Origin of the sequence: Brevundimonas faecalis, from assembly GCF_040549405.1 — a bacterium.
Classification (GTDB): Bacteria; Pseudomonadota; Alphaproteobacteria; order Caulobacterales; family Caulobacteraceae; genus Brevundimonas; species Brevundimonas faecalis.
The window spans coordinates 418,240-436,398 of the sequence record NZ_JBEPTF010000001.1 but is presented as its reverse complement, the minus strand read 5'-3'; the positions used below and the strand labels follow the sequence as shown (position 1 = coordinate 436,398).

At 68.3% G+C, this 18,159-nt stretch carries 17 protein-coding genes and 1 tRNA gene; 10 read left to right on the top strand and 8 right to left on the bottom strand.

All coding sequences use genetic code 11. The features are described 5' to 3' along the window. Window positions 1–39: 39 nt before the first annotated feature. The 5 genes from ABIE19_RS02045 to ABIE19_RS02025 form a co-directional block, all read right to left on the bottom strand. Window positions 40–2,460, bottom strand: a complete 2,421-nt coding sequence (locus ABIE19_RS02045) for a TonB-dependent receptor (RefSeq protein WP_354087446.1) — start codon at window positions 2,458–2,460, stop codon at window positions 40–42. Between the two features lie 240 nt (window positions 2,461–2,700). Continuing rightward, window positions 2,701–3,609 carry a sigma-70 family RNA polymerase sigma factor gene (locus tag ABIE19_RS02040; protein ID WP_354087445.1) on the bottom strand — a complete coding sequence of 303 codons (909 nt, stop codon included), beginning with the start codon at window positions 3,607–3,609 and terminating at the stop codon, window positions 2,701–2,703. Further along, complete coding sequence (locus tag ABIE19_RS02035) at window positions 3,609–4,211, bottom strand: glutathione S-transferase C-terminal domain-containing protein (protein ID WP_354087444.1); 603 nt, start codon at window positions 4,209–4,211, stop codon at window positions 3,609–3,611. The genes ABIE19_RS02040 and ABIE19_RS02035 overlap by 1 nt, the downstream gene beginning before the upstream one ends. A gap of 25 nt (window positions 4,212–4,236) precedes the next feature. Continuing rightward, the gene (locus tag ABIE19_RS02030) at window positions 4,237–4,992 is read right to left on the bottom strand and encodes an SDR family oxidoreductase (protein ID WP_354087443.1); all 756 of its coding nucleotides are present in this window, start codon (window positions 4,990–4,992) and stop codon (window positions 4,237–4,239) included. Window positions 4,993–5,501: 509 nt separating this feature from the next. Continuing rightward, window positions 5,502–5,578, bottom strand: a tRNA-Arg gene (locus ABIE19_RS02025). A gap of 264 nt (window positions 5,579–5,842) precedes the next feature. Here ABIE19_RS02025 and ABIE19_RS02020 point away from each other — a divergent pair. The 3 genes from ABIE19_RS02020 to ABIE19_RS02010 all read left to right on the top strand — a co-directional run bounded on the left by ABIE19_RS02020 (window position 5,843) and on the right by ABIE19_RS02010 (window position 9,970). Beyond that, window positions 5,843–8,368, top strand: coding sequence for a helicase-related protein (locus ABIE19_RS02020; protein ID WP_354087442.1), 2,526 nt, complete (start codon window positions 5,843–5,845; stop codon window positions 8,366–8,368). Window positions 8,369–8,459: 91 nt separating this feature from the next. Next, window positions 8,460–9,680, top strand: coding sequence for an alpha/beta hydrolase family protein (locus ABIE19_RS02015; RefSeq protein ID WP_354087441.1), 1,221 nt, complete (start codon window positions 8,460–8,462; stop codon window positions 9,678–9,680). Continuing rightward, window positions 9,677–9,970, top strand: coding sequence for an RNA-binding S4 domain-containing protein (locus ABIE19_RS02010; protein WP_354087440.1), 294 nt, complete (start codon window positions 9,677–9,679; stop codon window positions 9,968–9,970). Before ABIE19_RS02015 ends, ABIE19_RS02010 begins: the two co-directional genes overlap by 4 nt. Window positions 9,971–9,986: 16 nt before the next feature. On the opposite strand, the gene ABIE19_RS02005 is transcribed toward ABIE19_RS02010, so the two are convergent. Further along, window positions 9,987–10,610, bottom strand: coding sequence for a YceI family protein (locus tag ABIE19_RS02005; protein WP_354087439.1), 624 nt, complete (start codon window positions 10,608–10,610; stop codon window positions 9,987–9,989). A gap of 177 nt (window positions 10,611–10,787) precedes the next feature. On the opposite strand from ABIE19_RS02005, the gene fdxA reads away from it, so the two are divergent. From fdxA to ABIE19_RS01985, 4 genes are all read left to right on the top strand, one after another. Beyond that, window positions 10,788–11,129 (top strand): ferredoxin FdxA, encoded by a 342-nt coding sequence (fdxA, locus tag ABIE19_RS02000; protein WP_354087438.1) that lies wholly within the window; start codon window positions 10,788–10,790, stop codon window positions 11,127–11,129. A 308-nt stretch (window positions 11,130–11,437) separates the two neighbouring features. Beyond that, the gene (locus ABIE19_RS01995) at window positions 11,438–11,986 is read left to right on the top strand and encodes a CarD family transcriptional regulator (protein ID WP_354087437.1); all 549 of its coding nucleotides are present in this window, start codon (window positions 11,438–11,440) and stop codon (window positions 11,984–11,986) included. A 192-nt stretch (window positions 11,987–12,178) separates the two neighbouring features. Further along, window positions 12,179–12,547 (top strand): BlaI/MecI/CopY family transcriptional regulator, encoded by a 369-nt coding sequence (locus tag ABIE19_RS01990; RefSeq protein WP_354087436.1) that lies wholly within the window; start codon window positions 12,179–12,181, stop codon window positions 12,545–12,547. Then, window positions 12,544–14,307 (top strand): M56 family metallopeptidase, encoded by a 1,764-nt coding sequence (locus tag ABIE19_RS01985; RefSeq protein WP_354087435.1) that lies wholly within the window; start codon window positions 12,544–12,546, stop codon window positions 14,305–14,307. Before ABIE19_RS01990 ends, ABIE19_RS01985 begins: the two co-directional genes overlap by 4 nt. Before the next feature lie 6 nt (window positions 14,308–14,313). On the opposite strand, the gene ABIE19_RS01980 is transcribed toward ABIE19_RS01985, so the two are convergent. After that, a complete protein-coding gene (locus ABIE19_RS01980) occupies window positions 14,314–15,834 on the bottom strand; it encodes a serine hydrolase domain-containing protein (RefSeq protein ID WP_354087434.1) in 1,521 nt (506 codons plus the stop codon). A 147-nt stretch (window positions 15,835–15,981) separates the two neighbouring features. Here ABIE19_RS01980 and ABIE19_RS01975 point away from each other — a divergent pair, with 147 nt between their 5' ends. After that, window positions 15,982–16,482, top strand: a complete 501-nt coding sequence (locus ABIE19_RS01975; RefSeq protein ID WP_354087433.1) for an RrF2 family transcriptional regulator — start codon at window positions 15,982–15,984, stop codon at window positions 16,480–16,482. 25 nt (window positions 16,483–16,507) lie between these two features. Next, entirely contained in the window at window positions 16,508–16,975 is a 468-nt protein-coding gene (locus tag ABIE19_RS01970) for a carboxymuconolactone decarboxylase family protein (RefSeq protein WP_354087432.1), read from the top strand. Between the two features lie 39 nt (window positions 16,976–17,014). On the opposite strand, the gene ABIE19_RS01965 is transcribed toward ABIE19_RS01970, so the two are convergent. After that, window positions 17,015–17,509 (bottom strand): DUF3617 domain-containing protein, encoded by a 495-nt coding sequence (locus tag ABIE19_RS01965; protein ID WP_354087431.1) that lies wholly within the window; start codon window positions 17,507–17,509, stop codon window positions 17,015–17,017. 238 nt (window positions 17,510–17,747) lie between these two features. Here ABIE19_RS01965 and rpmB point away from each other — a divergent pair, with 238 nt between their 5' ends. Continuing rightward, entirely contained in the window at window positions 17,748–18,044 is a 297-nt protein-coding gene (rpmB, locus tag ABIE19_RS01960; protein ID WP_354087430.1) for a 50S ribosomal protein L28, read from the top strand. Window positions 18,045–18,159 lie beyond the last annotated feature (115 nt).

The window sequence follows — 18,159 nt, the reverse complement described above, 5'->3', positions numbered from 1 at the left end:
TGAACAGGAAGGGGGCGCCGCGCAGCCACGCGCCCGGAACTAGAAGTCGTAGCTGAGCGTCGCGAAGATCTGCCGCGGAGCCGAGGCGTGGAAGACCACGATGCTGCCCGTCGCGTCGTCCGGCGCGAAGACGCTGCCGTCGAAGTTCGACGCATAGCGCTTGTCGGTCAGGTTGGTGACGTTGACCGCGAACTTCGCACCCGGAGCCCCGATCTCGCCGAGGTCGTAGCTGACGCCCAGATCGAAGGTGGTGTAGCCGCCGAAGCCCTGGTCATTGGTGTAGGTGTAGAAGCGCTCGCCCGTATACTTGCCCATCAGCGAGGCCGAGAGACCGCCCCAGTTGGCGGTGACGACGCTGGAGAACATCTCCTTGGGCGTGTCCACCTGCTGCTTGCCGGCCGTGGCCTTGATCACGCAGGTCGCGCCCGTGCACCAGTTCAGGTCGTTGTCATAGGTGGTGTCGCTGTACGAGGCGGAGTTGTACCAGGTCAGCCAGGGCGCCGGCTTCCACAGGACGCCGAGCTCGACCCCCGTGCTCGTCACGCTGCCCGCATTGTGGAAGGAGTTGCCGCAACCGGGGTTCTGCTGCTGGTTGGTCGGGCAGGGATTATACTGCAGCAGTCGATCGTTGAACTTGACGTGGTAGGCGGCCAGCGAGACCTGCAGGGGGCCGCTGACATAGCGATAGCCGGCGTCGAAGCTCTTGGACGTCTCGGGCTTCAGATGCTTGCCCTGCAGATCCCAGACGGCCTGGGACACGGATTGGGGCCCCAGTTTGAAGCCGCCCTGGAACATGGCCATGTTCTCGGCGTAGCTGGCGTAGAGTTCATGACCCGGCGCGACCTGCCAGTGGACGCCGATCTCCGGCAGGAAGTTGTCCTCGGCCGTCAGGCTGCCGCTGGCGAACTGGCTGGACGCGGGCGGGGGCGTCAGCGCGACGCCGTCCACGGCCCTGGCGTCGGACTTGGCGTAGGTGCTCTTGAAGCCGAAATCGACGGTCAGGGCGTCGTCGAACAACGACACCGTGTCCTGGATGTAGAACTGGCGCGTCTCCCAGTCGGTTTCCTGCACCCACTGGGCCTTGTCCGGACGGCCGCTGAGATAATGGGCCAGGCTGAAGGGACCGGTGACGTTCGTCCGCAGATAGCGCGCGGCGCTGGAGGTGTTCTCCTCAAGCCAGAATCCGGCCTGGATGTGATGGACGCCGAATTCCCAGCTGACGCTGCCCAGAACGCCCGAGCGGTCGATGGTGTAGCGCGTGTCGCGGATTTGGACGGGCAGGTCGTCGGCCGTGGTCGCCGTGCCCTGCGTCGACCAACCGGTGATGAAGTTGTTTCCGGCGCCCTTGTTCTTGTGGCTGTAGACCTGCCCGCGAACGCTGAGGTTGTCGGTCAGGGCGTAGTCGGCGGCGATGTAATAGAGGTCGTCGTTGCGCAGGATCTGACCATTGGTGAAGGTCACGTCCGAGTTCTTCTGCGGCGACGTCGCGGGCACGCACTTGCCCGGCGCGGTCGGGCCGGTCACGGTGCAATAGGCGCGGTCGAGATAGGCCTGCCAGTCGGGCGCATAGCCGGCCCAGTCCCAGCCCAGGCGGTTCAGCATGTCCTTGGACAGATAGGCGTCGTCGGCCTGGTTGGTGCGCGACAGGTCGACGAAGGCCGTGATCGCGCCGCGTTCGAACTCATACTTCAGCTTGCCGTTGAGTTGACGGCCGTAAGAGGTCTTGTAGTCCCCCTGGTCCACGAACAGGTCCTGCTTGCTGTACTGACCCGAGAGGTAGGCCGAGAAGCCGCGATGTTCGCCGGTGTCCAGGCGCAGGAAGGTGCGCTGGGAGTTTTCGCTGCCGACGCCCTGGCTGGCCGAGACGCCGAAGGATCGGCTGGGGTCGCGCGAGGTGTAGATCAGGGCGCCGCCCAGGTTGCTGGTCGAGGCGATGCCGAGGCCGGCGATCCCCGTCGCCAGGTCGGCGCGGCCCAGGTTCTCGGAGATGAGGGCGCGGCTGATCGTCAGGCCGTTGTAGTTGTTGTAGGCGCCGTCGCCGAGCGGCATGCCGTCCAGCGTATAGCCCAGGTGCGTCGTGTTGAAGCCGCGCACCTGCAGGGTCAGCGACTGTTCGTTGACGCCCAGGGCGTCGATCGACTGGGCGCTGACGCCTGGCAGGAAGTTGAGCGCCTTCTGAAGGCTGGTCCCCGGCGGCAGGACATCGAGGTTCGACGGCGTCAGGGTCGAGACCGAGCGGGTTTCGCCGGAGCCGACGACGATGATGTCGTCGACCTGATAGGGATTCGGATCCCCTGCGGGGGCGATCTCGACCGGATCGGCGCTTGGCGTCGTCACAGGCGCGGTCGCGACGTCGGCCTCATTGCGAAGGTCCGCGGCCGACGCGGCTCCTGCAACAGCCGCCAGAGCCGTACCGGCCAGCAGGCGGGCCAGAACCCCGTGTTTGATGTGTGACGACATGACGCCTTGCGCTCCCCGAAAAGTCAGGGGGCTGTAGGCGTTCAGTGATACGGCGAAGCTACGGTTGGATTACATCTTCACGGCGGCCCAGCGGATCCCGAGGCGTCGACCAACCCGATGTATCGAGAACCGCGCCCCTAATCGACGCCTACCCCGGGTCAAGCGCGTCGGGAGGCGATTCCAGGTGGTCTCTACAGTCACCGCCGGGATCATTTGAGACCGCTCACTCCGAGCCTGCAATCATTGGGGTCGGGAAATCTGACCGCTTGAGCGACCCCTTGAGAACTGCTCCGCCTGCGCCAGCTTGTCAGGATTGCGTGTAATGAAGATCGACACGATCCGACCGGCCTCAATCTCCAGAGCGGTGGTCTGCAGCGCACCGTCGCGTTCGTAGCTGACATAGCCCGGCAGGCCGTCGATCCAGACCCAGTCGACCAGCACGGGCGGAACCCGGGTGAGCTTGTGGCGAAGCGCGGCGAACAGGCGCGCCACACGCTCGAAGCCGACGATAGGTCGGAGCCAGGCATGGGCCTTGCCGCCGCCATCCGCCCTCAGGACCACGGCGTCGGCCAGCAAGGCGCGCAGGCCCTCCAGATCACCCTGGTTCGACGCAACATAGAAGGCGCGGGCGATACGATCGCCCTCCTCGCGGCTGACCGGGAAACGCGGACGGGCCTCCCGGACATGTTTGCGCGCGCGGGCCGCCAGTTGCCGGACCGCCGCGGCGTCGCGGTCCAGCGTCCGCGCCACCTCGGCCAGGGGCGTGCCGAACACATCGTGCAGGAGGAAGGCGGCCCGCTCGAGCGGAGACAGCCGCTCCAGCGCCAACATCAGCGACAGGGTCAGATCATCCAGCGTCGGTCCCGCCTCTTCCGGTTCGAAAATCGGCTCGGGCAGCCAGTTGCCGACATAGGCCTCTCGTCGCGCCCGCGCCGACTTCAACGTGTCCAGGCAAAGCCGGGTCACCGTCCGCGCCAGGAAGGCGCCGGGCTGCGCGATGGCCGAGGGATCGACCCGTCGCCAACGCAGCCAGGCTTCCTGTACGATGTCCTCCGCCTCCGCCGTCGATCCCAACATCCGATAGGCCAGCCGCAGCAGGCGTGGACGGCGCCGCTCGAAGGTGTCGGTCGAAGGATCTGACAAGATCATCAGGCCGGCTGTCCAGCAGGTAGAAGACCTTCATACATCATGGCGGCGCGGACGGCGGGTCGCATGCGCATCTGGTCACGCATCGCCTCAAGCGACGCCGGCGCTGCAACGCCGAACCGTTCAGCCCAGAGCAGCATCACGAACAGATAGAAGTCCGCGACGCCTGGGTCGTCCCCGAACAGATAGGCCCCTCGCATCGCCTGACCTAGCGGGGCGAGGAGGGCTGTGACCGTCGCCCCGGCTCTGGCCGTCTCCTCGGCCGAACCGCCATGCCACATCGGCTTGAACGCCCGGTGGACCTCGGTGGTGATGTAGGTCAATGCTTCCAGCACCCTCGTCCGCCCCAAAGGCCCGCCGATGGACAGCGAGGGCGCGGCCGTCGCAATCCAGTCCAGAACCGCGACATTCTCGGTGATGACCTCGCCGTCGGCCAGCACCAAGACCGGGACATAGCCCTTGGCGCTCACCTCGTGGAAATCGCGGCCGGTTTCGGTGCGATGGCTTCTCAGATCGACCCGCTCGAGGTCGAAGGTGAAGCCCGCTTCGCGCAGAGCGATGTGGTCCGCGAGGCTGCACGCCAGCGGGCTGTAGTAGAGTTTCATGGTCGTGATCCTGATGCTGGCGAGGTCAATCGGCGGTGATGGCGCTGCGCAGCCAGTCGCTGAGCGTCGTCGCGCCCAGGCGCGCCCCTGGTCCCGGCGTCAGGGACCGGTCATCAATCGGGGAGCCGAAATACAGGCCGTGCGGCTCGGCCACGATCTTGCGGCGATCCTCCTGAGCCGAGAGGTAGTGCTGGGCGAAGGCGTTCATGCGGATCGCCTCGGGGCCCGCGATTTCAACGGTGTCGTTCAGCGGCGCGGCGAGGACCAGTTCGATCAGGGCGTCGACGACGTCTTCCGCCGCGACCGGCTGGACAAGCGCCGACGACAGATGGATCTCGTCGCCGACGCTGCCGGATTGGATAATACCCGCCACGAAGGGGAAGAACTGCGTCGAGCGGAGGATCGTCCAGGGGACTGGCGAGGCCTTGATCAGTTCCTCCTGGGCCAGCTTCGCGCGAAAATATCCGCTGGACTGCAGCCGGTCCGTGCCGACGACCGACAGGGCCACGTGATGCGCGACGCCCGCCGCCTGTTCGGCCGCAAGCAGATGGGCGCCGGAGGTGCGGAAAAAGTCCAACGCGGCATCCGCTTCAAATGAGGGGGAGTTGGCGACGTCGATAACAGCGTCCGCCCCCGCCAAGACCGCAGCCAGACCTTCACCCGTGATGGTGTTGACGCCGGTATTGGGCGAGGCCGCGATCGCCTCGTGCCCAAGCGCCTTCAAGCCTGACACGACCTTTGATCCAATCAGGCCGGTCCCGCCGATTACAACGATTTTCATGTCCGTCTCCCGGGCCGCACCGGGCTTCACCATCGGAGCCTTCGGTCGACCTTCACCGCGAAGACGAGATGAGGAGACAGGATGTGACATGGTTGGGCGATTTTTTTTCGCCCCAAGGCAGCCTTCTTCCACTTTACGCCACAAGAGGCCATCGCCTCGAGTGCGGGAAGCCGGCGCCGGCAACCTTGGCGTCATCGGCATCCTGCCCGTCGAAACCTATATTCCTCTCCGCAATAGCCCTCGCCGCAACCGTGCCCTTCTGGCTATGAGTCCTGCGCCTAGCATCACGCCCGGTCAGTCACATGAGACGGAATCGCACGTGTATGAACCACACCGTCTGACACTCCCGCTGCTTGATGAAGCAGCCCGCTACAAGAGGGATGCGGACCAAGCGAAGTTTTCGGATTCGCCCATGAAAAGGTCGGCGAGAGCAAAACGCGAACAGGGCAGCGTCAAACCTATTGCCAAACCTATTTATCCTTATGATTTAAAAGGACAAATTTACAAAATGGCGACCCCGGCAGGACTCCAACCTGCGACCTCGGCTTTAGGAAAGCCTTGCTCTATGCAGCTGAGCTACGGGGCCGTCACGGGTCGTCCCTAGCGGGTCGCGGGCGTCAGGGAAAGACGGGACGCGGTTGTTTTGCGGTGGGCAAAAAAGTTCTAGCGGTTAATCCACGTTAAGCTACAATATGTTGTGCGGAACAAATCCTGAATCGGGCCGTGTCGCTGATTCGGTCATGATTCGTTTCGCGCCTGTTCCCAGGCGCCCGCCGCATCTGTTTACCAATGCCCTTCCTTTCGCGTCCGCGCTTGACCCCGGCGCGGAAGTCGCCACCTTCATCCAGGTATGAGCGACCGTTCCGCAGGTCTGGCCCCATCGCGCGTCACGGCGATCCTGGGGCCCACCAACACCGGCAAGACCCATCTGGCGGTCGAGCGGATGCTGGGTCACGCCTCGGGCATGATCGGCCTGCCGCTGCGGCTGCTGGCGCGCGAGATCTATGAGCGGATCGTCAAACTGCGCGGCGCGGCCTCCGTCGCCCTGATCACCGGCGAGGAGAAGATCGTCCCGCCGCGCCCGGCCTATTTCGTCTGCACGGTCGAGGCCATGCCGATGGAGCGCCAGGTCGAGTTCCTAGCCGTCGATGAAATCCAGTTGGTCGCCGACCCTGAGCGCGGCCATGTCTTCACCCAGAGGCTGCTGCACGCGCGCGGCCGGTTCGAGACCATGTTCCTGGGCGCCGGGACCATGGCGCCCCTGATGCGGTCCCTGGTTCCGGATGCGGAGATCGTCTCGCGCGAGCGGCTGTCCACCCTGTCCTACGCCGGGTCGAAGAAGCTGACCCGCCTGCCGCGCCGCAGCGCCGTGGTCGCCTTCTCGACCGAGCAGGTCTACGCCATCGCCGAACTGCTGCGCCGCCAGCGGGGCGGGGCCGCCGTGGTCATGGGGTCGCTGTCGCCGCGCACCCGCAACGCCCAGGTCGAGTTGTTCCAGTCGGGCGAGGTGGACTTCCTGGTCGCCACCGACGCCATCGGCATGGGGCTGAACATGGACGTGGACCATGTGGCCTTCGCCGGTCTGCGCAAGTTCGACGGCCGACGCACCCGCTGGCTGCACGCCGCCGAGATCGGCCAGATCGCCGGCCGCGCCGGACGCCATCTGCGCGACGGAACCTTCGGCGTGACGGGCGAGGCCGAGGACCTGGACGAGGACATCCTCGAACAGGTGGTCGAGCATCGCTTCGACCCGGTCGAGGCGGCCGAGTGGCGCAACGCCCGGCTGGACTTCGACACCCTGCCGGACCTGCTGCGCTCGCTGACGGTCACGCCGGAACGCTTCGGCCTGCGGCTGACGGCCCAGGCCCTGGACGAGACCCTGCTGCGGCGCTTCGCGGCGGACGAGGACGTCAAGAAGATCGCGCGCTCACGCGGCGCCCTGATGCGCCTGTGGGAGGCGTGCCAGCTGCCGGACTTCCAGAAGACGACCCTGGACGAACACGCCCGCCTGTCGAAGGAGATCTTCACCGCCCTGACCGGCGGCCGCGGGCGGCTGACCGAGGACTGGATCGCCCCGCGCTTCAACGACCTGGACCGCGACGACGGTCAGATCGACCAGCTGTCGGCCCGCCTGTCGGGGGTTCGCACCCTGTCCTATATCGCCAACCGGCCCGACTGGGTGGCGGGGGCGCAGGCGTGGCGCGACCGGACCAAGGCGCTGGAGGAGCGCCTGTCCGACGTCCTGCACGACCGGCTGACGGCGCGCTTCGTCGACCGGCGCACCACCGCCCTGATGCGGGCGCTGAACGTGCGCTCCGACACCCTGGCCGGAGTGGCCGAGGATGGAGAGGTGACGGTGGAGGGCGAACCGGTCGGTCGCCTGGACGGGGTGCGCTTCACCCCCGACGCCGGAGGCTCGGCCCTGGCCGATCGCGCCCTGCGCCAGGCCGCGACCCGCGCCGTGTCGCCCGAGATCGCCCGACGCCTGGGCCGGCTGGCCGCCGACGGGGACGCGGCCTTCGGCGTGACGCCGGACGGCGACGTCCTGTGGCGCGGCGCCCTGACGGCCAAGGTGGTCGGCGGCGATCCCTTCTCCCCTCGGCTGCGCCTGCTGGGCGACCTGGGTCCCGCTCCGGCCCGGGAAAGGGCGCAGCGACGGATGGAGGCCTGGCTGGCCGCCGAGGCCGGGCGGGCGCTGCGCCCCCTGCGTCGCCTGCGTCAGGCGGTGGAGAGCGGCGCCCTGACCGGCCTGCCGCGCGGCCTGGCCTTCCGCCTGATCGAGGCGGGCGGCGTCCTGCCCCGACGCGAGGTCGAGCGCGACCTGGCCGCCCTGAGCCAGCATGAGCGGCGCACGCTCAAGACCTTCGCCGTCCGCGTCGGCGCCTGCTCCGTCTGGCTGCCCGAGGCGGTCAAGCCCCGCGCCCTGGCCCTGGCCCAGGCCTTCGTCGTGAACGAGGGCTTTCGCCCGACGGGGGACGGCCTCCTCCCCCTGCCCTCGCCCGCCCCCTCGCCTCGCGCCCTTTCCGCCTTCGGCCGTCGCGCCGTCGGGGCCTGGAGCGCGCCGATCGAAGCCCTGGAGCGGTTCGCCGACCTGTCCCGCGCGGCCGGAAAGGCGCCCCTGGACCAGGAGGCCCTGACCGCCCTTGGCTGGACCGCCGACCAGGCGCGGGCGATCCAGGCGGCCCTGCGGGTTCCCCGGGCGGAAAAGGCCCCGCGCCCGGGCAAGGCGGACGCGGCCCCGCCCCAGGCCTCGCCCTTCGCCGCCCTGGCGCAACTACGGCTGCCCGCCGAAGCGTCTGCGCCGAAGTCCGAACGTCGCGTCAAGGCTGCGCGCCCGCGTCGGCGGCGCAAGCCTCGCGCAGACGCAGGCGCGTGACGCCCCTGACCGCTGTCCGCCGCCCATTGCCTCGCGACCTGAGCGACGGCACAAACCCGATCGTCTTCGAGCGACGCGGAAGAGGGGTTCCATGGTCCTGAGGCTGAATCGAGGATCGTTGCTGGCCTGCGTCCTGGCGGCGACGCCCCTGGCCCTGTCCGCCTGCGCCGCCGCAGCGCCCGCGCGCATCGAAAGCCCCGCTGCCCCGACGCGCGGCGCCCTGGTGTCCGCCGTCCTGCTGGAATCCCCGGACCGCGCGGCGCTTCAGGCCTTCGCCGACGACCTGCCCGGCGGCCTTCGCGTCGCCCAGGGCGCCGACCTGTACCGCCTAACCTACCGCACGGTGTCGAAGGGCCGTTCGGTCGAGGCCTCCGCCCTGGTCGCGGTCCCGGCCGATCCGGCGCGCCTGAAGGGAACCGTCGCCTATCTGCACGGCACCAACGTCACCCGCGCCCTGTCGCCCTCCATGCCTGACCGTGCGGACGGGAACCAGGAGGCCGCCGTCTTCGCCGGCGCCGGCTACCTGACCCTTCTGCCCGACTACATAGGCCTGGGCGTCTCGACCGAACCCCAGGCCTATGTGGTGGTCCAGCCTCAGGTCGATGCGTCGCTGGACCTTCTGCGCGCGGCCCGGACCTTCGCCCAACGGGAGGGCTGGCCCCTTCCTTCCGACCTCTTCCTGATGGGCTTCTCCCAGGGCGGACAAAGCGCGGCGGGCCTGCATCGGGAACTGGAGCGGACGCCCCTGCCCGGCTATGTCCTGAAGGCGACGGCGGCGATCGCCGGTCCCCACGCCCTGGCGGATCTTCTGGTCGAGAAGACGCGTCCGCCCGCCTCGATCGAGCCGGTCAATATCGCCTATGTCGCCTTCGCCGTGACGGCCTATTCGGTCTACTACGACCGGCCCCTGGCCCAGACGGTTCCGGCCGATCTGGCGGCCCGCCTGCCTGGCCTGTTCGACGGAAGCCATGAGCCGGGCGAGATCATCGCCGCCCTGCCCGCCGACGCGGCCGACCTGTTCCGGCCCGAGGTCCTGGCCGCGCTCCAGGCCCGGCCCGATCACTGGCTGCATCGCGCCCTGGCCGAGAACGACACCGACGCCTGGGTTCCGCGCGCGCCTCTACGCATCATCACCGGCCAGGCCGACCGGGACGTGACGCCCGCCTCGTCTCGCGCCCTCTATGATCATGCCCGCGCACGGGGCGGAGCCGTGGAGTGGGTGTCGATCGAAGGCGCCGACCACATGGGAACCGCCGCCGCCTCCTACGCCCCCGTCCTGGCCTGGTTCGACCGCCTGTCGGCGACGCCGTGACCCCGGGCCTGGAGAGCTGCCGCGTCGACGTCTGGCTGTGGCGGGCGCGCTTCGCCAAGACGCGGAGCCTGGCCGCCGCCCTGGTCGAGAAGGGCGCGGTCCGCCTGACCCATCACGGGGTCCAGACCCGCCTCGACAAGCCCAGCCGCAGCGTCCACCCGGGCGACGACATCCTGTTCGCACAGGGCGGACGCCTGATCGCCGTGCGCGTCCTGCAATTGGGCGAAAGGCGCGGGCCTCCCTCGGAAGCCCGCGCCCTTTACGAGGCGCTCGAGGCGCCGGAGACCTGATGGGTCCCTCTGCGGTTTACTGCTTCACGAACTCGCCTTCGATGCGCAGCTTCACCTCGTCGCTGACGGCGGGCAGGGCGTAGCTGACGCCGAAGTCGGAACGCTTGATCGTCGCCTCGCCGTCGAAGCCGACGCGATAGGCGCCGCCCATGGACGGGCCGGCCTTGTTGAACTCGACCTCCATGGTCACCGGCTTGGTGACGCCGCGCAGGGTCAGTTCGCCGTGGACCGTCGCCTCGTCCGGATCGGACGGATCGATCATGATGTGGACCGAACGGAAGGTCGCCGTCGGATGATTGGCCGTGTCGAAGAAGTCCGCCGTCTGCAGGTGGGCCTTCAGGCGGTCGTCGTTCGGAGCCACGTCCGTCAGGGGAATGGTCGCGGTCAGGGTGCTGGCCGCCGGGTTGGCCGGGTCCAGCTTCAGATCCGCCGTCACGTTCACGAACTGACCATAATAGGTCGAGAAGCCCAGGTGATCGACCGACCAGGTGATCTTGCCGTGGCTGGAATCCAGCTTGTAGTCGCCGGCCTGAACCTCGGCCGGGACCGTGGTGGCGGCCTGACGGGCGACGACGGCGCCGCCCCCGGCGAGGCTGAGCGCCAAGACGCCGGCGACGGCGTAGCGAGCGAGGATGCGCATGAGGGAACCCTTCCGATGGATCAATCTGTAATAATCTCAGATACTGATTTGGCGAACCGTGGTCAAGGCCCGCGCCGTCGCCGTGTCAGCGCGCTCGGTTGACAGTTGGTTCCGGCGGGGTCATGTCCCCTGCCCGCGACCCCTCCCGTCGTCCAGCCACGGACCCCGTTCCCTCCCATGACCTACATCGTCACCGACGCCTGCGTGAAATGTAAGTTCATGGACTGCGTGGAGGTGTGCCCGGTCGACTGCTTCTACGAGGGCGAGAACTTCCTGGCGATCGCGCCGGACGAGTGCATCGACTGCGGGGTGTGCGAGCCGGAATGCCCGGTGGACGCCATCGTGCCGGACACCGAGGACGAACCGGACGGCAAGTGGCTGCAGATCAACGCCCAGTACGCCAAGGTCTGGCCCAACATCACGGTCAAGGGCACGCCGCCCGCCGACCGTGAACAGTACGAACGCGAAACCGGCAAGTTCGAGAAATACTTCAGCGAAAAGCCCGGCAAGGGCTCCTGATTTCTGGCCACAATCCGGTCATATTCGCCTCAAACCCCACCTCGTCTCTGTGGATGTTTTGAGATTTCCTAATTTTATGATATGTTCCTCCCTATTCGAAACGGGCGGTCCGCAGTCATGCGCGCCGCCCGCGTTTACGACAGAACCCCGCCGTTGAGACGGGGCGGCCAGAGGTTCGGTGATCCGCTTTCGCTTCTGATGTGTGATGTTTCCGCTCAACCGACGGGAAGCTTTCCCGGCGGCGGGGTTGTTTTCGCTCATTGAAGGCACGGCGCCTCGCTTCACCCCTGTTCCGGGAAAGGAATGACATGACGAGCAAGACCGGTCTGGAATTCAAGGTTGGCGATGCGGTGGTCTATCCCGCCCACGGCGTCGGCAAGGTCGCCGCGATCGAGACTCAGGAAGTCGCCGGCATGTCGCTGGAAGTCTATGTCGTGACCTTCGACCACGAAAAAATGACCCTGCGCGTCCCGACCAAGAAGGCCAAGACCGCCGGCCTGCGCACCCTGGCCGCCGACGACACCGTGACCAAGGCCCTGACGACGCTGAAGGGCCGCGCCCGCATCAAGCGCACCATGTGGTCGCGTCGCGCCCAGGAATACGAAGCCAAGATCAACTCGGGCGACCTGATCTCCATCGCCGAAGTGGTCCGCGACCTGCACCGCGCCGACACTCAGCCGGAACAGTCCTATTCGGAGCGTCAGCTCTATGAATCGGCCCTGGACCGCATGGCCCGTGAAGTCGCCGCCGCCAACCGCATCGACAAGGACGCCGCCGTGGCCCTGCTGGCCAAGTCGCTGAGCGCCAAGAAGCCTGTGGCCCCCGCCGCCGAAGAGGCCGAGGCCGAAGCCGCCTGATCCCAGGCGCCTCGCTGAAACGACAAGGGCCCGGCGGCGACGCCGGGCCTTTTTCATGGACGGCTTTCAGACGATTCAGACTCGATTTCCCACATCTCCGAGCCTGTCTGAAACTTCACGAAATGCGCCGCAATTAAGCCCCATTTCGCTACACATGTAGCGCTACAAATGTAGCGGACATGAAGGCGCGCCATGATCGAGACCCTGCCCCGAAGAGAGCGAGAGGTGTTCGAGACCCTGTGCGGACTGGGACAGGGCGCCACCGCCGCCGTCCGCGACGCCCTGCATGATCCGCTCAGCGACTCGGCCGTGCGCACCCTGCTGAAGCGGCTGGAGGCCAAGGGCCTGGTCGCGCGCGCAGGCGACGGCGCCTGGCGCCCGGCGCCCCAGGCCCGCGCGGTCGCCGACACCGCCCTGCGGCGCATGGTGGACACCTTCTTCGCCGGATCCGCCGCCTCCGCGGCGACCGCCCTGCTGGGGCTGACCAAGACGCTGAAGCCGGAAGAGGTCGCCGCCCTGCGCCGCGCCCTCGACGCCGCCGAAGAGGAGGAGCCGTCGTGACCTGGCAGTTGCTCCTCGAACTCCTGCTCAAGTCCGGCGTCGTAGCCGGCGCCGGCCTGGGGCTGTCGGCCCTGGCCGTCCGCCGTCCGCCCGCCGAGCGGGCCGCGATCCTGCGCGCCGCCGTCTGTCTCTTGCTGGCCCTGCCGGTCTTCCTCTGGATCGGGCCGCGCCTGGAACTGGCCCTGCTGGCCGCCCCCTCGGCGGCGTCGGTCGCAGCGCCCGCCTCCGCCCTGGCCGAAACCCGGTCCTGGAGCCTGGACCTTCAGCCGCTCGCCGGGGTCGCGGTCAGCGGCGACGCCCCTGTCGGAACGGCCTGGCCCGAGATCGCCTTCCCCGTCATCGCCGCCCTGGCCTACGCCGCCGGCCTGGTGCTGATCGCCGGCCGCTTCCTCCTGGGCCTGTGGACCCTGCGTCGCTGGACCGAGGACGGTCGTCCCGTCGCCCACCGCGTCTGGACCGAGGCCCTGAAGCGCCTCGACGCCTCGGGCGGCGCTCGCCTGATCGCCTCGGAACGGGTTCGTGCTCCGCTGAGCTGGGGCCTGCCTCCCGGAACCATACTGATCGGGCAGGACTGCGTCGCCCGCACGGACGCCGCCGAGGCCGTCCTGGCCCATGAACTGGCCCATATCCGGCGCGGCGACTGGCTGTTCGCCCTGCTGTCCCGCCTGGCCCTGGCCCTCTTCTGGTTCAACCCCTTGGTCTGGCTGCTGCACGCCGCCCTCGCCGCCCGCACGGAAGAGGCCGCAGACGCCCTGGCCGTCGATCGCATGGACCGCCGCGCCTACGCCCGCGTCCTGATCAACATCGCCTCCGACTTCGCCCAACCGGCCCCAGCAGGCCTAGCCGCCCTGGGAATGACCGACTCTCACGCCTCTCTCGCCAAAAGGATCAGCCGCATCATGAAGACCCGCTCCAAGACCCCGTCCCGCCCCTTGGCCCTGGCCCTGTCCGCCGGCGCCCTCCTGGCCGTCGCCACGCCCCTGGCCGCCGTCGAGCTGACCCCGCGCGAGGCCCGCGCCTCGTCCTGGAGCCCCCCGACGCCGCCTGCTCCGCCCGCGCCTCCGGCTTCGCCCGCCGATCCCGCCGCCCCGGCGCCCCCTGCACCTCCCGCGCCTCCGGCCCCGCCCGCTCCGTCGGCGCGCTCCGTCTCCCGCGTGATCATGGAGGACGGCGGCCGTATCTATCTGGGCGAGATCGACGAGAGCGAGCGCCGCGAGCTGGCGGCCGCCATGGCCGAGGCCCGGGCGACCGCCGACGCCGCCCGACAGGACGCCTATGACGGCCGTCGCCAGGCCGAACTCGGCCGCCAGGCCGCCGCCGAAGGCCGCCGCGTGGCCGAAGCCGCCCGTCGCGCCGCCGAGGACAGCCGTCGCGCAGCCCTGCAGGCCGCTCGCATCGACCATACGGAAATCCAGCGCGCCGCCCGCGAAGCCGCCCTCGCCGCCGCCGACGCCCAGGCCCACGCTCGCGTCGCCGCCCGGGACGCCCAGGAACAGGCTCGCATCGCCATGATCCAGGCCCGCGCCCAGATGCGCAGCGGCGCCGACGACATGGACAGGGGCGCCCGCGACATGCGCAACGAGGCCGTCCGCCTGCGCGACCCAGCCTACCGGGCCCAGGTGATCGCCGACAACCGCGCGCGCGGCAACGACGTCACCGACGCCCAACTGGTCAGGCTGTCGCGCAGCCTGCCGGACCGGGCCGATGAAATGCAGCGCTCCGCCCAGTCCATGCGCCGCCAGGCCGCCGGCGACCTCTGACTGATCCTAGGGCCGCGCCGCCTCGCGTACGAAGGCGCGGCCCTCGAACACCAGACGATCCGGGGCCTCGAACCGGATCGTCTGCCCGTTCAGGGGGACCAGCTCCACCCGGATCGTCTCCGGATCGGGATAGGCCTCCGCCTTGGCCGCCAGGACGCCGATCCACACCCTGAGTCCGCCTTCTTCCGCCGCGACCAGCATTCGCCCCATGGCCGGGCTTACATAGGTTCCGGCGTAGGACGACAGGGGCTGCGACAGGGTCCAGGGCCGCTGGGCGCGTTCGGCCCGCGCCCGCGCCAGCCCCTCCACCCGGCGATCCCGCCGCGCCTTCAGGGCCGTCAGTTTTTCCTCATAGGCGGCCGCAAGGTCCGCCCGGCCGTTCAGGCGATCATAGACGTAGTCAGCCACGAGATCGGCCAGCTCCCCCGCCACGGCGTCCTCGTTGATCATGACGGCCACCCCGACGCCCCGCTCCGGCATGAAGGAGACATGGGCGCGCGATCCGGCGAAATTGCCGAAATGGTGGATCAGCCTTTCATCTCCCGACCACCCGATCTGCCACCCCAGGCCGTAGCCCTCGCGGCGATAGGCTCCGAAGGTCGTGTCCTGCGCCGCCAGGGCGCGGTGGGTCGAGGCGACCAGGCCTTCCGGAAACACCCGGCGCCCGTCCAGCACCCCGTCGTTGAGTTGGACCTCCAGCCACAGGGCCATGTCCTGGGCCGTGGAAACCAGGCCGCCCGCCGACTGCATGGTCGCGTCCTCCTTCTGCAAGGGACTGACCCGGGGCGCACCCGTGTCGGCCAGATGCCCCGACGCGATCACGGACCTCAGGCGCGCCTCCTCGATACGGGCCGTCGTGGCCGTCATGCCCAGGGGCCCTGTCGTCTCCCGCTCCACCAGCTCTCGCCAGTCGCGACCGAAGCGGCCTTCCAGCAGGGTCGTGGCCAGGTTGTAGCCGACGTTGGAATAGCGGAAGGTCCCGCGCGGCGCGTCCGGGCGCCTGACGGTCTCGGCCAGCAAGGCCTGCATGCCTTCCCATGAGTGATCGCCGCTGTAGGCCGCACGGAAGCTTATCGGCTCATTGTCCAGGCCCGAGCGATGACTGAGCAGGTCGGTCAGACTGGTCTGCGCGGCCATGTCCGCGGGCAAGGCCGTCTCTCCGCTCCATGACGCCAGGGGCGCCTCCAGATCGACCTCGCCCCGCCGCGCCATGGCCGCGATGGACAGGGCGGTGAAGGCCTTGGTCGCCGAGGCGATATAGAAGCGGGTCCGCGCATCCGCTGGCGCCCCCGTCTCCACGTCGGCCACGCCGTAGCCGGCCGTCATCATCGCTTCGTCTCCCCGCACCACCGCCAGCGACAGGCCCGGAACCACCGCGACCTCGGCCATGGCCCGGCGCACGAAGGCGTCGATGTCCGCCATCGCCGCCCGTTCCTGCGCCGGTTCGGCCCGGACGACGGATGCTCCGGCGCACGACCATGACAGCATCGCCGTCATGGCGACCGCGCAGACCCTGAACCCAGACATGAACCGACGCCCTCCGTTTCAGGACATGAGGCGGCGGAGGAGACGTTCGGATGCAGTCGCCCGAGAGATTCCTCCCACGCGGACCCTGCGCGCCTTGACGGCGCTACATCATGGATATTATTTATCCGCGATAAGAGAGACGAGACGATGAAGCTCAGCGAAGGCGTCGAACAAGCGATCCATTGCGTGGCCATGCTTTCGCAACTGTCCGAGGACGGCGTGCTGTCCGCCGCGGCCCTGGCGGAGTTTCATGGGGTCAAGACCAGCTATCTGCTCAAGCATCTTCAGGCCCTGTCCGGCGCCGGCGTCCTGCGCACCTTGCCCGGACCAAAAGGCGGCTATCGCCTGGCGCGCGCGCCCCAGAGCATCAGCCTGCTCGACATCCTCCTCGCCGTCGAAGGGCCGGAGCCGGCCTTCCGCTGCCAGGAAATCCGTCAGCGCGGCCCCAATCCCCTGCCGGTGAAGCCCAGGGGTCCCTGCCAGATCAACGCCGCCATGCTGCGGGCCGAGCAGTCCTATCGCGCCGAACTGCGGCGGACCTCCATCGCCGACGTCCTGACGGAGGTCGCCGCCAAGGACGAGGACGGAGCCATCGAAGCTCGCGGCTGCGCCTTCCTCGCCGTCCATGAACGCAGACAGGGCGGCTGACGCCCCCTCAATCAGGAGAAGACCCATGCAGGAACGACTGAACGGCTACAAGGCCGCCCCCGACGCCTACAAGGCGGTGATGGCCCTCGAGACCTATGTCGCCAAGGATTCCGGCCTCGATCGCGGCCTGATCCATCTCATCAAGCTGCGCGCTTCGCAGATCAACGGCTGCGCCTATTGCGTCGACATGCACGTCAAGGAAGCCCGCCACGACGGTCACTCGGAACAGTGGATCGCCCTGATGTGCGTCTGGCGCGAGTCGCCCGTCTATACGGCGCGCGAGCGAGCCGTTCTGGAATGGACAGAGGCCGTGACGCGCCTCGCCGAAACCGGCGCGCCGGACGCTGCGTTCGAAGGCCTGAAACCCTATTTCAGCGAAGGCGAGATCGCCAAGCTGACGGTCGCCATCGGCGTCATCAACGTCTGGAACCGGCTGGCGGTCAGCTTCCGCACCCCGCACCCGCTCGACGCGCCCACGGCCGCGGCTGCCTGAGCGGACGACTGTCGTCGCCCAGGCGTCCTTCCGACGTCGTCAGAAATACTCGGCGCCGGCCGGGCACTGGGCGCTGATGCGGCGCGCCGTGATGCTGGCGGGGATATAGGGCGTGCCGCGCGCCAGCTGGGCGCCGCCGCTGAAGCGGAAGCTCTCGGGCTGATAGGTTCCATTCAGGCGCACGTTGATGCGGCGGCCCTTGCGGTCCTGGCAGCTGCCTTCGAAGCGGGCGTTTCCGTCCCCGACCTGGCGTGTCGGATAGGTGCATTGCCAGCGACGCGTCGACAGACCGCCGAAGAAGCGGTTGATCTCGCTGGGGCGCACGCACTTCTGCTCGGTGTCGCGCGCGCCCATGACGCTGGTGGTGTATTCCCAGTAGCCGGGCAGGACTTCGGTCCGGCTGGCCTGGGCCTGGGGCGCGGAGGCCGGCGCGGCCAGCATGACGGCGCCGGCGACCATCGGAGCGGCGGCGGCCATGACCTTGGCGAAGGGGATCAGGGACTTCATCGGCTTGACGTGCATTTGGCTCTTCATGGGATGGGCTATAGCCTCATATCGTTGAACGCGGGCTGAACGAAGCCGATCCCCGGCCTTCATCTCGCTTCTTGGGCCGCGTCTCGGCGGAATCCCCGGCCTGACTCGACTCCAGCCTTGACGCACGCCGAGTCATTCCTCTATACGGCCCCCTCTCTCGCAGGGGTCCTGCCTCTGACGAGCACCTGTTTCATGCGTCCGCAACGACCTTCGCGGATGTGACCTTGAGGATCTTAAGATGTCGCGTCGTTGCGAACTCACGGGCATCGGCCCCATCGTCGGGCACAATGTGAGCCACTCGAACATCAAGACCAAGCGTCGTTTCCTGCCGTCGCTGAAGACGGTCAAGGTGACTTCGGACGCTCTGGGCCAAACCTTCTCGCTGCGTATCTCGAACGCCGCCCTGCGCACCCTCGACTACAAGGGCGGCCTGGACGCCTTCATCGTCAAGGCTCGCGACGAGCAGCTGTCGATGGCCGCCCAGCGCATCAAGCGCCAGGTTCGCGCCAAGCTGGCCGAGCAAGCCGCCGCCTGATCGGCGTCGACTGACGGAATATGAAGAGGCCGGCGGAAACGCCGGCCTTTTTCTTTGCCCGTTTCAAGGATGGGCGAAAGGCTTGCGGGGACCGCCTCGCCCGCTAGGGTCTCTG

Bases quoted from the DNA above. Each gene is read 5' to 3' on its own strand.
- ABIE19_RS02045 (WP_354087446.1), bottom strand. From the start codon at position 2,460: ATGTCGTCACACATCAAACACGGGGTTCTGGCCCGCCTGCTGGCCGGT.
- ABIE19_RS02040 (WP_354087445.1), bottom strand. From the start codon at position 3,609: ATGATCTTGTCAGATCCTTCGACCGACACCTTCGAGCGGCGCCGTCCA.
- ABIE19_RS02035 (WP_354087444.1), bottom strand. From the start codon at position 4,211: ATGAAACTCTACTACAGCCCGCTGGCGTGCAGCCTCGCGGACCACATC.
- ABIE19_RS02030 (WP_354087443.1), bottom strand. From the start codon at position 4,992: ATGAAAATCGTTGTAATCGGCGGGACCGGCCTGATTGGATCAAAGGTC.
- ABIE19_RS02020 (WP_354087442.1), top strand. From the start codon at position 5,843: ATGAGCGACCGTTCCGCAGGTCTGGCCCCATCGCGCGTCACGGCGATC.
- ABIE19_RS02015 (WP_354087441.1), top strand. From the start codon at position 8,460: ATGGTCCTGAGGCTGAATCGAGGATCGTTGCTGGCCTGCGTCCTGGCG.
- ABIE19_RS02005 (WP_354087439.1), bottom strand. From the start codon at position 10,610: ATGCGCATCCTCGCTCGCTACGCCGTCGCCGGCGTCTTGGCGCTCAGC.
- fdxA (WP_354087438.1), top strand. From the start codon at position 10,788: ATGACCTACATCGTCACCGACGCCTGCGTGAAATGTAAGTTCATGGAC.
- ABIE19_RS01995 (WP_354087437.1), top strand. From the start codon at position 11,438: ATGACGAGCAAGACCGGTCTGGAATTCAAGGTTGGCGATGCGGTGGTC.
- ABIE19_RS01990 (WP_354087436.1), top strand. From the start codon at position 12,179: ATGATCGAGACCCTGCCCCGAAGAGAGCGAGAGGTGTTCGAGACCCTG.
- ABIE19_RS01980 (WP_354087434.1), bottom strand. From the start codon at position 15,834: ATGTCTGGGTTCAGGGTCTGCGCGGTCGCCATGACGGCGATGCTGTCA.
- ABIE19_RS01975 (WP_354087433.1), top strand. From the start codon at position 15,982: ATGAAGCTCAGCGAAGGCGTCGAACAAGCGATCCATTGCGTGGCCATG.
- ABIE19_RS01970 (WP_354087432.1), top strand. From the start codon at position 16,508: ATGCAGGAACGACTGAACGGCTACAAGGCCGCCCCCGACGCCTACAAG.
- ABIE19_RS01965 (WP_354087431.1), bottom strand. From the start codon at position 17,509: ATGAAGAGCCAAATGCACGTCAAGCCGATGAAGTCCCTGATCCCCTTC.
- rpmB (WP_354087430.1), top strand. From the start codon at position 17,748: ATGTCGCGTCGTTGCGAACTCACGGGCATCGGCCCCATCGTCGGGCAC.